The sequence below is a fragment of the Nocardioides daphniae genome (assembly GCF_004777465.1).
Classification (GTDB): domain Bacteria; phylum Actinomycetota; class Actinomycetes; order Propionibacteriales; family Nocardioidaceae; genus Nocardioides; species Nocardioides daphniae.
On the sequence record NZ_CP038462.1, the window covers coordinates 3,381,306 to 3,394,227 of the forward strand.

A 12,922-nucleotide genomic window follows, 5' to 3' on the forward strand; every position below is an offset into this window, starting at 1 on the left:
GAGCGAATGGGGCGATGCACTCACCTCACCGCTTATCCACAGGACGCAGTCACCCTGTTACGGGGACGCTGAGAAAGGTCTACTTTGGAATGGAAACGTCCCAACGCCAGTCACTTCTCTCGGGGGGAAGCCATGGGAAACGATCGCCTTCGCCAGCTGATGCAACTCAAAGGCACCAGCACCACTGACCTTGCCACGCTCGTCGAGGTGGATCCCAAGACCGTGAGCCGATGGATCGAGACTGGGCGGGTGCCCCATCCTCGACACCGCGCGTCTGTCGCACGGCTCCTGGAGAGTGAGGAGACCTTCCTGTGGCCCCAACTCATTCAGGACCCGTCGACGCACGTTGCCAGCCGAGCTGAGATCGCGGCGGTGTACCCCAGTCGGGCAGCGGTGCCGGCCACGCTCTGGCGCCGGCTGCTGGAGTCGGCGACCGAGAACCTCGACATCTTGGTCTACTCAGGGCTCTTCCTGATCGACACCAACCCGGACCTGCCGCAACTGCTCGAGAAGAAGGCGGCAGCGGGACTCAGGGCTCGGTTGCTCTACGGGGATCCCGACTCCGCCGTGGTCACTAACCGTGGCGCTGAGGAAGGTATTGGCGAGAACCTCGCTGCCCGGGTACGGATGAGCCTGTCCTACATGAGTGGTCTCCTGGATGCGTCTGGCGTCGAGATCCGCCAGCACCACGCGGTCCTCTACAACTCGATCTACCGCTTCGACGACGACATGCTCGTGAATACGCATGTCCTGGGGTTCCCGGCCGGCCAGAACCCTGTCCTCCACGTCCAGCGCGTCGAGGGCGGCAAGCTCTTCGAGCACTACGGAGCGTCCTTCGACCGACTATGGGCGGATGCCTTGGAGTGCTCCACCACGCCCACGTGCTCCGTCTGACCTGCCCAAAGGGCAGAGCAGCGTTGATCCACCGGGAACGAGCCTGCCACGATGAGCGCCATGGGACGACGCATCGACTACATCGACGATCTGGACGCACCTCCCGCCAACAGCGTTGTTCCCTCGGTCGTCGCCATCGTCTGTGACGAGGCCGGTCGCGTCCTCCTCATTCACAAGACGGACAACGACCTCTGGGCCCTGCCCGGCGGCGGGCATGAGAATCGGGGAGTCCATCGCCGAAGCGGTGGTACGAGAGGTCCGCGAGGAGACGGGGTACGAGGTGGAGGTGACCGGGCTGACCGGCACCTACACCAACCCGAAGCACGTCATGGCCTACGAGGACGGAGAGGTCCGCCAGCAGTTCTCCATCGCTTTTACCGCCCGTCTCCTAGGCGGTGAGCCCCGCACGAGTTCGGAGAGCAAGCGCGTCGAATGGTTCCACCCCGAGGACACCCACGACCTGCCTATGCACCCCTCAATGCGAATGCGCTTGGCTCACGCACTGAGCGGCGGGCCGGTCTACATCGGTTGAGAGAGCCGCTTAGCCGCTCGTGCAGCAGTCGCCTGCAGACCCAGTCCTGAGCGGGTGACGGCCCGGTGTACCGGATGTTGTTCCTCGTAACGGGTATAAATCTCTGCCAAACGTTCGACAACCGTCACTCGTTCGCCCTCGGGTCCGCGAGTGAGATCCGCGAGTGTAAGCGCATCCAAATTCCGCTCCTCCGGGGCATCGAAGACCGCAAGTTGACCGGTCAACCCACGCTCTTCTGCTTCCGCCCATGCCCCCGTGTGGTGAGCAACCAAGGCGATGACTTCGGCGTCCAGGCCGTGAAGGTCGAGGTACCTAGCCCCGTCGAGCGCGTGCATCCCTGTGCGAATCACGCGGCGGGAGTACCCCACGTCATGAAGCCAGGCAGCCTTGACCACAACGTCAGATACCAATCCCTTGCGGGACCAAGAGTCGACCAGTTCAGCGACAGCGCGCACGTGCTTCCAACGAGCCGGCATCTCGTCTAGCGACTCTTCGGCCAACTCACGACACTCTGCGACAGTCCAAGACACCTCGCCAACGTACTCCGGTGACCGCTGCCTGCCAGACCCGCTCCACCAGCCCGCAGGTCCCGTGGGGCGCCCTTCGCTCGAGGTCCAGGTCAGGTGATATCTCGGACTGCCTCTCATGCCCCAACCGGCACCGATACCATCACTGTTCGTCCGCCCGAACGCCGCGATGGGGGCGGGCCCTGGCAATTTCGGGTGAGGATGGGAATGTCACGACTGTCGGACCTGCTGAAAGCCGTTGAGAATCTTGATCCACAATTGGGTAAGGACCTCATCTCCGAGATCGCACCGATACGTGAGCGCGTCCCATTCGGCCTCAACTTCGAGCGTCACGTGCCTGAAGCGGTGCAGTTACCCGGCCATCCGATTCGCAAGGGCTCCAAGGTCCACGTGCTACCTCCACGGGGCTCCACCGCTAGAGGCGACAGAAGACTTTGGGCCGTACGAGCGATCAATCAAGACCTTGGGACGGTCGAAATCGAGGCTACCAGCCGAGAGGGTGTTGAAAGTCGCACCGTACACCGAGACGATCTCGTCTTGGTAGCGGAATTCAGTGACCATATCTACCCAGGGTTGCGTCTCACCGATTCCGTCCAGCGCTCCGACACGAAGCCATTTCACACGGTGATCAACGGCGAAAACTATCACGTCCTGGAGCAACTCACCTTCACCCATGGACACTCCGTCGACGCGATCTATATCGACCCTCCGTATAACACGGGTGCCCGTGACTGGAAATATAACAACGACTACGTCGAGAGCGATGATCTGTATCGACACTCAAAGTGGCTCGCGTTCATGGAAAGGCGCTTGAAGCTCGCCGAGCGCCTTTTAAACCCTGATGACTCCGTACTCATCCTCGCAATTGACGAGAACGAAGTTCATCGGGTTCACCTTTTGCTTGAGCAAGTGTTTCGCAAATCGAAGATTCAGATGGTCACGGTCTTGATCAACCCCGCGGGGGCCTCAATCATCGATCAATTCTCTCGAGTTGATGAACACCTACTTTTCGTTCACATCGGGACCGCACGGCCGCAGCGCACTTTTACTGACACCACTCCGGGTACGTCCAATTTTGTTACCGTGGACGGAGAAGCGAAACCGTTTCGATGGGAGCCCTTCCAACGCTCCGGCGGCAATTCGAGACGGGAAGACACTAAGGCCAAATTCTTTCCTGTTTGGATTCACGAAGAGACAGGAACGATTGTTGGTTGCGGCGATCACCTTCCCGAGGGAGTTGATCGAAAGGACGCACCACCGCCACCGCCGGGGTGCGTGGCACAGTGGCCGATCAAACAGGATGGCAGCGAGGCCTGTTGGCAGCTTTCCGCCCCCACCTTTCGTCAGTATCTGAAGGAGGGACGCATCAAGATCGGCACCCGCAAGAAGACCACCGGACGCTGGGGTATCGGATTTGCAGGCAAGGGCGCCATGGCAGCCATCGCTGCTGGAGAGCTGATGACCGAAGGCCGAGACGACAAGGGGTCGCTGATCATCAAGAACGCCGAGGGAAAGGTACGTAGCCAAGTCGGAAAGACCATGTGGACCAACGGTGCGTACAGCGCAACCGAACACGGGTCAACCCTTCTCAGAAACTTTCTACCTCGGCGGAAGTTCCCATTTCCCAAGAGTCTTTATGCCGTCGAGGACGCCTTGAGATACTACATCGGACATAAGCCAGATGCCGTTGTCCTCGATTTTTTTGCGGGATCCGGAACTACAGCGCACGCAGTGATGCGCCTTAATCGCCAAGACGGCGGAAACCGAACTTCGATCTCCGTAACGAACAACGAGGTATCCGACGAAGAGCAAGCTGCGCTGCGACGCCAGGGACACCGGCCGGGCGATTTCGAGTGGGAGGCTCTTGGAATATTCGAACATATCACTAAGCCGCGTCTGCGAGCGGCCATTACTGGAGTCAATAGCGATGGGAAGCCGGCTCCTGGGAGGTACCGGTTCGCTGACGAATTTCCAATGTCCGAAGGATTCGAAGAGAACGCTGCATTCTTCACGTTGACCTACGAGTCAAAGTGGCTCGTCGGAGTCGACCGGGCCTTCGCGGCTATCGCCCCAATGCTGTGGCTCCGGGCCGGTGCGCGCGGGCGCATCATCGAATCTCTTCCGGAGTCCGGCTTCGATGTTGCAGAGGCTTACGGGGTAATCCGTGACCTCGACCGGGCAGACGAATTCCTCGACGCTCTAACCGAGCACCGCGAGATTCGGATCGCCTACATCATCACCGATGACGAGGGGCGCTACCAGCAACTGGCTCACGAGATCCCCCACCTCGAAACAGTTCGTCTGTACGAGGACTATCTCCGCAACTGCGAAACGAGCGGCACCGTCTGATGCGTTACACACTCAAAGACTATCAAGCCGACGCTGTGGGCGAGACTCTCGCTGAACTCGTGTCTGCCCGCGACTTCTATCGCAGCGCCAGTAAGCGGGTCAGCTCGGTGGCGCTGGCAGCGACCACCGGCGCCGGCAAGACCGTCATGGCCGCCGCGGCGATCGAGACTCTTTTTCGGGAGTGACGAATACAGCATTGCTCCTGCTAACGACGCCGTGGTGCTTTGGTTCAGCGACGACCCCTCGCTGAACCAACAGACATTGCGTCGTATCCAGCAGGCCAGCGACCGCCTGCGTCGGCGTCTGGTAACCGTCGAGCACCCATTCCCGCACCGGAAACTCAAGGCTGGCCACGTCTACTTCCTGAACACGTCGAAGCTGTCACGCAACAGCCTGCTGGTACGGCGCACCCAGACGGATAATTCTGATCCTCTCCCAGGCACTGCCAACCCAGATACGGTGCCGTTCACGTTCTGGGAAACCTTACGCAACACCATTAATGACACGGATCTGACACTGTTCATGGTGTTGGACGAGGCCCACCGGGGAATGGGCAAGCGCGCGGCTGAACGCCCAACCATCGTGCAGCGATTGATCAACGGCCACGACGACGTGCCTCCGATCCCAGTGGTGTGGGGCATTTCAGCAACCCCCAAGCGTTTCGACGAGGCCATGACTGAGGCCAACGTCCAGCAATCAAGAGTGCACCTGGGCACCATTCAGGTCGACCCAGTCCGCATCCAGGAGTCCGGTCTGATCAAGGACGACGTGATCCTGGACTTTCCTCGTGAGGCTGGCGACTTCTCGACCGTTCTGCTTGCCCGGGGTGTGCGCAGGGTTCGGGAGATGTCGCGGGCTTGGGACGATTACGTCTCGGCGCAAGAGGAATCCGAAAAGGTCAAGCCATTGCTGGTGTTGCAGGTGCCCAACAGGCCCGACTCGACCCAGGTCGCAAACGCCCTTAACACGATCCGTGAGGAGTGGCCCGAGCTAGAACACGATGCCGTAGCCCATGTGTTTGGTGAACGCACCACTATGGCCTTCGGGGGGCACGTCGTGCCTTACATCCAGCCCGAGCGAGTGCAGGACACCGAACATGTTCGCGTGCTGCTGGCCAAGGACGCGATCAGCACCGGATGGGACTGCCCACGAGCCGAGGTGATGGTCTCCTTCCGGCCGGCTAAGGACGAGGACCACATCACTCAGCTGTTGGGCCGGATGGTGCGTACACCGCTGGCACGCCGCATCGAAGGCAACAACGTCCTGAACAGTGTCGAGTGCATCCTGCCGCGTTTCGATAAGGCAAACGCCGTTAGGGTCATCGAGCGCATCATGGGCGGGGAGGCAGGCACCCCTGGGACAGGAAGTCGAGTCCTGGTCGATCCCCAGGTGATGATGCCCAACCCCAACATCGCTGATGAGGTCTGGCAGATCTTTGCCGACCTGCCCACCGAGACCTTGCCGCGCAAGCATGCAAATCCGATTAAACGTCTGACGTCGTTGGCTCACGCCTTGGCGATGGACAAACTGGTGGAGCGAGCTGGGCGCTTGGCGCACAACCACCTCCATAACGTCCTCAACGGGGTCGCTGCCCAGTACGCCAAGGACCTTGAAACTGCCGTCAATGACGTCCTTACCGTCGAAGGCGGAAGCCTTCACGCTCACAAGGGCATGATCAGCGAGGCGAACTGGACCGAGATCGCCGACGACCGATCGATTCAGGAGTCCTACCGCCGTGGAGCTCGCGTCGTCTCCCCTGACGTAGCCCGCACCTACCTTGATCATCTCGCACAGGACGCCGACGATGAGGAAAGCCTTCGTGACGCCCACGTCAAGGTGGCCGCGTTGGCGATGCTGCCGCAGACCCGGCCCCGTCTCGACGAAGCTGCTGACGAGTTGGCGACTCAATGGCTGAGCCAGCACAGGGTCGCCATCAAATCCTTGCTGCTGAAGCCCGCCAAAGTCTCTACGCGGAAATTGCCGCCATGAGCACTGACCCACAGAGGGTCTCCATCGCCATGCCGCGCAATCGCCAGGAGGAGACCCAGCGTGAGGTCGACGGTGAGCCGCAGCGCATGGAACACCGCGAATCCCATTTGTTAAGCGGCCCAGACGGGCTCTTCCCTGTCGGCAAGCTCAATGACGACGAGCTCGCCGTACTCGACACGGAATCCCAGCGCCCGGGCTTCCTCGCCTGGTACCGCAACCCGACCGGGGGCCGCGACGCCCTCGGTGTCGCCTACCAGGACCGCCACGGAGAGTGGCGCACCCTGCGTCCCGACTTCGTCTTCTTCCACGACGTAGTTGGAGTGGGCGTCCGCCCGAGCATTGTCGACCCGCATGGGGCGTGGTTGCCAGACGCGTTGGCCAAACTGCGCGGCTTGGCACGCTTCGCTGAGCAGTACGGTCAGGAATTCCACCGGATCGAAGCGATCTCGAAGATCGACAACAGGCTGCGTGTGATCGACTTGCAGGTCGAAAAGGTGCGCCAGCGTGTCCTCGAGGCCGCCGACGCGGAGACCGCCTATCTGGAGAACGCCATCGCCTACTGAGCATTGAGGGCGAGGCGCTCCGGGGACACCCGGTGGTGAACGCCGCCTACCCCAAACCCATTCGCCAATAGCAGCCCACTCCTGGGCGAATACATTCACCTTGCCGAGTTGGTCTCTACTAGATCAAGGCGCCGGCTGCGCCGGCGCACGGCCTGCGGGCGGCGCTGGCGCGCCGTCCTCGGCCTACTCCACCCAGACCAAGCGTGCTGGATAGGTCACGATCGTCGGTTGCTCCTGGGTGAACATCCACCGGAAGTACTCCTCCTCGGTCACGACTTCGACGCACAGGTGTCCGTCATCGTTCGTCCAGAGCTCGCTGACGGCGCGGACGTCGTACACGAAGCCGTGGGGTCTCGACAGGACCACGCGCTTGCCCCGAAGGGTGGGTTCCTCGACGACGAGGCGAGGCGTACGAGATGGGGGCGCACCGAAGTAGGGAAGACGACGCTCGTCCCTCCCCAGGGCTTCGTCCCCTGCCATCTTGTTCACCCCGTTGGTCTGATCGCCACCCACAGGGCCCGGTGCCCCGAAGGGCTGCGGTCCAGACACCCCTGGTCGACCGCAGCAAGATATCCAGGGTTGTAGGCGAAGCCGTCCGCTCGGCCAAGCTCCGGTGAGGTGCCACGGCATGGATCCCCGTGACGCCAGTTCGTGGTCATACCGACTTCGCGGAGCCTCGAGGTCGGAGTCCACGATCCGCGATGATCGAGGGGATGTCCCCAGCCGCCTCCCACGATGGGTGGGAGACCAGCCGCGTTCATCTCGCTGATGAGGTTGACGTATCGCCGTGTCATGCTCTTGATCTCCGGCGACGCGAGCTCTCGGGTGCTCTGTCTGGCATGTGCACGTTGAGGACGGGGATCGCGCCGGCCTGTGACTGGAGCACCACCCACGGCATCCATCGCTCCATGTTCCCGTCCCTCAGGCCGAACGCGTTGCCTCTCTGGGTGACGGCGAACTGGTTGCGGTCCCAGATAATGGCGCTGCTCCCTCTAGCACCGGCCGGATGCCACACACCCCAACGTCCGCGAGAGCGTTGCACCATCACGTCGAGGTTCCGGCCTTCGACCTCCTGCAGCAAGAGCACATCGGGCTTCCTACGGAGCAGGTTTCCCACCAGACGAGCGGCCTCCTTCGCGGAGAGGCTGGCACCGACCTGGGCTGTCATGGCAACCGCAGACGCGTCTGCTGTCGTGTCCGACACAGGCACCGTCTTGCCGACGTTCGCAGCCAGCCAGACGCTCGGATTGATGGGGTCACCCCCATCAGGGCGGACTTCGAAGTGCAGATGACATCCCGTGGAGTTGCCTTCACTTCCGACGGCACCGATGGGTTGGCCAGGGCTGACGATGTCGCCGCTCGCAACCGACACGGACTGCATGTGGGCGTACCAAGTAATGACTCCGCTCTCGCCTGCGTCGAGAGTGACCAGCCATCTCCCCGACCAGCCTTGGTCCGTCCGCACCGTGATGGTGCCGCCAGTTGAGGCCAAGACCGGGGTGCCGCAGGCAGATGAGAAGTCAGTGCCAGTGTGCGTCTTGGTCCAGCGCGAGCCGCTCTTCCCGAAGTTCTTGGCGTCGACGTAGCCAGAGCCGGCCAGCGGCATCACGACCTCGCCGCTGAAGACGGTGTTGGCGCACTCGGCGGTGGAGCCGTAGTAGGCCACCTCGGCGACCGTGTCGGTCCCACCCGCAGCAGCCAGGAGCTTTCGCGCCAGGGCGACGTCGTCGTCGTACGCGTCGGGGAAGGCAGAACGTTGCACCGCCTGGCCGGCCTCCCCGATGCTCATGCCTTCCCACCCCTCGACCTCGTTGAGGGCGGAGTAGAACTTCTCGGCCGCCGACGCCGGGTCCATGAGGTCGCGCATGGTTCCCCACCACGGCCACTGCTGTTGGAAGACGCCCAGCGAACCGTGGTCGGTGCCCACAGCGTCATGTGGCAGGCGCAGCGAGGCAGCGATCCCCCGCTGCTCGGGGGCCAGGTCACCACCTCGGCCGTCGTTGGCGTAGTTCTGGAAGCGAGACTCCTGGGACGCCACCGCCAGAGCAACGAGAAGCGCCCGGTCCTGTTGACCCGAGGCCCGACCGGTCGAGATGACAACCCCAGCGACCTCGACTGCCTGGCTGACAAGTCGTAGCCCTCTGGTGCTGCCACCACGACCGTCCCGCCGCCCGGCTTCCCGCAGGATCCTGAGGTCTCCGCCGACCCGCCCATCACAGACATCACCATGACGAGCGGAAGAGCGGTAAAGGCTGCGAGACCGAGGACTCCCGCGACGATCAGAAGGCTGGTGGAACGCTGCACGGCGTCACCTCTCAGGCGTCGTGTGCGGGGTCTGTCCCCGTCTGGGTGTCGGTAGGCCGGTAGATGACGAAGACGTCCTCGCCCTCGAACTCGTCCGGCGCCGCTGCTTCAAGGTCCGGGAGCCATGGCTTCGGGGCCGTGACGTCACTCGCGTGGCGATCCCTGTCGTCCCACTCACGTGCCCGACGAGGCGACGGACCCGACGGAGGTGCCGGATGCGGCGCGGGGCTCGGCGAAGCAGCGGCCTGGTCATGCCGCACTGGTGCGGATTCGAGCTGCGGCATGGGGCGCACCGGTGCCTGCTGCGGGGGCATGGGCGGGTGCGCCTCGACTCGATCGGGACGCTTCTCCGTCTCCACCTCGTCCTGCACGACCGCGGCCACAGCACCAGCCGCCGCTCCTCCCGTGGCTGCTACCAACGCCGATCGGACGGTACGACCCGCCCAACGTGGAGCCTCCGGTGAGCGGATGAACTGACTGTGGGGGCTGACCATCGCGGTCAGGCGACGGAAGGGCTTGAGGACCACCCACATGACAACCGTGAAGACGGGCATCAGGACCAACCCCAGCCATGGAGGCGACCCTCCGCCAGGACTGAGCAGCACGCCAAGAATCGCCGCCGTGACGAGGGCACCCGCGCCGAAGATGATCGCGTTGACCACTGCGGCGCCCACGATGCGCCCCAGGCCGACGACTACGCCGCGAGCGGACGGGAAGGCGCCAATGGTGGCGAAAGCAGGGAAGAGCATCACCGCGAGCCGCACGATCAGGAAGCACCCGAGAAGCAGCAGCGACGACATCAGCAGGAAGGGCAGGGCAAGGACCACACCAAGCGCCGCCAGGCTCGCGTACGCCACCCTGGTCTCCGAACGGACGCCTTGGAGGTACTCGTACGCCTCGGGGTCATCGGACTTGATCTTCTCGGCAATCTCGGCGAAGTCGTCCTTCTTCTGCTCGATGAGTTGCTTGCCGGCCGAAGGGTTGCGCTCCACGAGGCGCGCTTCTCGCCACGTCAACGCCTGCGACTTGAAGAGCGCGGCACCGTACTTGCGTGCCGCGCGGCTGTCATGGCTGCCGAATGTCCCTGCCAGCCAGGATCGGTAGAGGATCGCCTCGTGGGCTCCCGACGCCACCGCGGTGCCCGGATCGACCCGCTCACTGTGACCGATGAGTTCGCCCGCCACCGCGCCCAAGGTCGTGGTGACCGTGGCGTCAGCTGCCCGCCCAGCCTCGACGGGCCAACGTACGACCGCGGTCGCCAACAGGATGACGAGCGCGCCCACCCACCGGCCGCTGACGTCGCCAGGGCAGAACGCCGTGCCTTGACCAGGATGAGCGCGCCCAGTGCAGCCAGGACGATGGGGATCCAGGAGACGAAGAAGTTCTCCTGCAGTGCTTCGGTCACCCCGGCCACCGACGCGTCCAATCCCGTCAGGAACTGCGGAGCGAAGGCCACCTTGGTCACTGCTCCCGTCAGTGCCGTGAAGGCGATGGGGAGCTGCATGATCCAGTTGCTTATGGTCGATCCGATGACTGCGTCCGGGTGCCGCATGGCGTCTGGCCCGCACCCAAGGTCGTACGTCCGCCACCGGAGCCCCGCGAAGCCGTACTGCTCGTGGATGGTGGTGTCCGAACCCTTGGCAAACGGATCCCCGGTCGGCGGCAGCGTTGCCGGTTCACTCTCGAAGAAGCCTGCGACACCGCGTCCTGGGAACTCCGGCGTGGGCGCCTCCTTGCAGTCGAAGAGCTCGAATGCGTGGGCGGGAGCAGGTATCGCCAGCACGATGATCACTGCCGCCAGCGCCATCCCGAGACGTGCCAGCGCGTTCATGCCACGAGCCCGTCGTCGTCCGCGGCGGGTCGCGCCGTGGTGTTCAGCACGTCCAGCAACCCCGGGTTGGCGCTGAGGTCGATCCGGACTCTGTCGACGTTGCCGTCCACGTCCCGCATGACGAACTCGCGGGAGCTCTCGTCGCCACGCTGCTGTGACAACGACGCGAGCACTCGCTCGTAACCCACTCCGGTCGGCACGCGGAGCATGCGCAGTCCGTCGCGGGCATTGTCTTCGTCCTCGATGCGACCGACGAAGGCAGCGGACATGAAGTTGGCGACGTCCATGCCCAAGACGTCTGAGGGGTTCTGCGACGCGGCCAGGACGCAGGTGTTCCACTTGCGCGAGTCTCGACCGAGTCGCGTGAAGAGCGCCCGCCCTGCTGACCACTCACCCAGGAAGTGGGTCTCGTCCAGCGCGACGAGCTTGCGGCTCTGCATCGTTCGTCCGTAGACGGCACGTGCGGCGTACCAGGACGCCAGATGCAGGAGGGGAACGGACAGCTGCTCCGTGGTGGACCAGTGGTCGCGCGGGACGCTGCGAGGCGGGAGGCTGAGACCAGGCATCGTGAGCACGGTCAGCCTGGCGCCAAGCCGTCGAGCCGAGGTCTGCTCGGTGCTCGGGAAGAAGAGCCGCGCGAGCGGCAGCTCCGCCATGTCCCTAAGATAGTTGGCGACCACGCGAGCATGGGGGTCCTGGTGCTGCTCGAGGAGCTGGACCACGTGCCACAAGGACGTCTCTGCCGTGCCTCGTGTCGCCCTGACGGCGTCAGAGATAACGAGCGACGTGCTCGGCATCGCATCCACCGAGGCCGGCAACAGCATGCGGATGACGTCCATCGCGAGCAGCTTGCGGTCCTGGGCTGCCAAGACTTCCGCTTCGGCGAAGGCCTTGTCGTCCGAGAACGCCTGCCGAACGGGCGGTGCCACGACCTCGAACGGGTTGAGCGTCCCGCTGGCCGCCGTCGTCAGGTCAAGGTGCTCGCTGTGTTCGCGCAGCTCGGGCAGTTCGGTCAGGCGCGACAACGGACCCGATGGGTCCAGAATCACCGACGGGATTCCGCGTCGAACGGCTTCGTAGGTGACGAGACCGATCAGCACACTCTTGCCGGCACCGAGACCTCCGACGACGGGAACAAGACCCGACGTCTCCCGGACCTCAGTGGCGTAGTGAGTGTCGAACATGACGGCTTGGCGCGAAGCACCGGCGGTGAAGCCGATGTAGGGACCCCGGCGGTCGCCCACCCGGTTGGAGGCTGTGGGCACGCCGGCCGCCACGTACAGGGCGGGGAGCCGACGCCGGTAGGCGGTGCTCGAGACCGGTTCACCGGGGATGAACTCCCGGAGCAGTCGATACTGGCCCTTGGGGTGCTCGATGGTGACGCGGCGCGAACGGTAGGAGGTCTTGATCTTCCGTGCGCGCTCCAGGCACTCGTCCTCGGTGCGCCCGGTGACCGCGACGCGGAACCACCCGTGAACTCGAGCGGCTGCTACGTCGACACCGCGCGTCATCTGGTCTTCGACCTCCCGGGCGTGCCGAGCTTGGCGGTCGAGCGCCAGAGGCTCGTCCAGTTCGTGCTCGTTGAAGTGCCGCTGCATGTCGCGGACGACGAGCAGCTTCTTCTGGATCGAGCGGCGAGCGTCGACGCCGGTCAGGACGTCCATGTGGGCTGACCACTCGACAGGGAAGGGCAGACGGTCGGTGTGCGAGAGCCACGGTTCGTGGCCCGGGTCGGGCGCCTCGATCTCCTCGACTCTGCCCACGGTCAGGACGGCGACGTGGCGCTCGACCGGGTCGGAGTCGCCACGCGATGTGAGGCGTACGGTCCGACCGAGCAGGTCCGTGTCGTACTGCACGCGATCAGAGAAGCTGTGAAGGTCGTCGGTCCCCCAGATGGCGCTGACCAATGGAGAGAGGTCACGCGGAGCCGGCA

Annotated in this window: 12 protein-coding genes; 7 read left to right on the top strand and 5 right to left on the bottom strand. The window is 63.8% G+C overall.

Translation table 11 applies throughout. The features are described from left to right. Positions 1-132: 132 nt before the first annotated feature. Positions 133-894: a helix-turn-helix domain-containing protein gene (locus E2C04_RS16655; RefSeq protein WP_135833454.1), complete on the top strand. Its 762-nt coding sequence runs from the start codon at positions 133-135 to the stop codon at positions 892-894. 214 nt (positions 895-1,108) lie between these two features. Beyond that, positions 1,109-1,426, top strand: coding sequence for an NUDIX hydrolase (locus E2C04_RS16660; RefSeq protein ID WP_238694351.1), 318 nt, complete (start codon positions 1,109-1,111; stop codon positions 1,424-1,426). Here the strand turns inward: E2C04_RS16660 and E2C04_RS16665 are convergent. Continuing rightward, positions 1,414-1,956 (bottom strand): HD domain-containing protein, encoded by a 543-nt coding sequence (locus E2C04_RS16665; RefSeq protein WP_158630739.1) that lies wholly within the window; start codon positions 1,954-1,956, stop codon positions 1,414-1,416. The two genes, E2C04_RS16660 and E2C04_RS16665, sit on opposite strands and share 13 nt — an antisense overlap. Positions 1,957-2,160: 204 nt before the next feature. On the opposite strand from E2C04_RS16665, the gene E2C04_RS16670 reads away from it, so the two are divergent. Genes E2C04_RS16670 through E2C04_RS20405 form a run of 4 tightly spaced genes read left to right on the top strand, consistent with a single transcriptional unit; the run spans position 2,161 to position 6,854 of the window. Then, positions 2,161-4,302 carry a site-specific DNA-methyltransferase gene (locus tag E2C04_RS16670; RefSeq protein WP_135833456.1) on the top strand — a complete coding sequence of 714 codons (2,142 nt, stop codon included), beginning with the start codon at positions 2,161-2,163 and terminating at the stop codon, positions 4,300-4,302. Beyond that, on the top strand, positions 4,302-4,487 hold the full coding sequence (locus E2C04_RS20400) for a DEAD/DEAH box helicase family protein (protein ID WP_238694352.1): 186 nt from the start codon (positions 4,302-4,304) through the stop codon (positions 4,485-4,487). Before E2C04_RS16670 ends, E2C04_RS20400 begins: the two co-directional genes overlap by 1 nt. Before the next feature lie 34 nt (positions 4,488-4,521). Continuing rightward, positions 4,522-6,291: a DEAD/DEAH box helicase gene (locus tag E2C04_RS16675; RefSeq protein ID WP_238694353.1), complete on the top strand. Its 1,770-nt coding sequence runs from the start codon at positions 4,522-4,524 to the stop codon at positions 6,289-6,291. Further along, complete coding sequence (locus tag E2C04_RS20405; RefSeq protein ID WP_238694354.1) at positions 6,288-6,854, top strand: hypothetical protein; 567 nt, start codon at positions 6,288-6,290, stop codon at positions 6,852-6,854. The genes E2C04_RS16675 and E2C04_RS20405 overlap by 4 nt, the downstream gene beginning before the upstream one ends. 183 nt (positions 6,855-7,037) lie before the next feature. Here E2C04_RS20405 and E2C04_RS16680 read toward each other — a convergent pair whose 3' ends face one another. The 4 genes from E2C04_RS16680 to E2C04_RS17895 all read right to left on the bottom strand — a co-directional run bounded on the left by E2C04_RS16680 (position 7,038) and on the right by E2C04_RS17895 (position 12,233). After that, positions 7,038-7,334, bottom strand: a complete 297-nt coding sequence (locus E2C04_RS16680; RefSeq protein ID WP_135833457.1) for a hypothetical protein — start codon at positions 7,332-7,334, stop codon at positions 7,038-7,040. Between the two features lie 310 nt (positions 7,335-7,644). Continuing rightward, complete coding sequence (locus E2C04_RS16685) at positions 7,645-8,892, bottom strand: M23 family metallopeptidase (protein WP_135833458.1); 1,248 nt, start codon at positions 8,890-8,892, stop codon at positions 7,645-7,647. A gap of 277 nt (positions 8,893-9,169) precedes the next feature. Further along, positions 9,170-10,441, bottom strand: coding sequence for a hypothetical protein (locus tag E2C04_RS16690; protein WP_135833459.1), 1,272 nt, complete (start codon positions 10,439-10,441; stop codon positions 9,170-9,172). Positions 10,442-10,985: 544 nt separating this feature from the next. Continuing rightward, on the bottom strand, positions 10,986-12,233 hold the full coding sequence (locus E2C04_RS17895) for an ATP-binding protein (RefSeq protein ID WP_158630740.1): 1,248 nt from the start codon (positions 12,231-12,233) through the stop codon (positions 10,986-10,988). A 123-nt stretch (positions 12,234-12,356) separates the two neighbouring features. On the opposite strand from E2C04_RS17895, the gene E2C04_RS17900 reads away from it, so the two are divergent. After that, a complete protein-coding gene (locus tag E2C04_RS17900) occupies positions 12,357-12,662 on the top strand; it encodes a hypothetical protein (RefSeq protein WP_158630741.1) in 306 nt (101 codons plus the stop codon). Positions 12,663-12,922 lie beyond the last annotated feature (260 nt).

Excerpts from the sequence above, each read along its gene's own strand:
- E2C04_RS16655 (WP_135833454.1), top strand. The coding sequence starts at position 133 with ATGGGAAACGATCGCCTTCGCCAGCTGATGCAACTCAAAGGCACCAGC.
- E2C04_RS20400 (WP_238694352.1), top strand. The coding sequence starts at position 4,302 with ATGCGTTACACACTCAAAGACTATCAAGCCGACGCTGTGGGCGAGACT.
- E2C04_RS20405 (WP_238694354.1), top strand. The coding sequence starts at position 6,288 with ATGAGCACTGACCCACAGAGGGTCTCCATCGCCATGCCGCGCAATCGC.
- E2C04_RS16670 (WP_135833456.1), top strand. The coding sequence starts at position 2,161 with ATGTCACGACTGTCGGACCTGCTGAAAGCCGTTGAGAATCTTGATCCA.
- E2C04_RS16660 (WP_238694351.1), top strand. The coding sequence starts at position 1,109 with ATGAGAATCGGGGAGTCCATCGCCGAAGCGGTGGTACGAGAGGTCCGC.
- E2C04_RS16680 (WP_135833457.1), bottom strand. The coding sequence starts at position 7,334 with ATGGCAGGGGACGAAGCCCTGGGGAGGGACGAGCGTCGTCTTCCCTAC.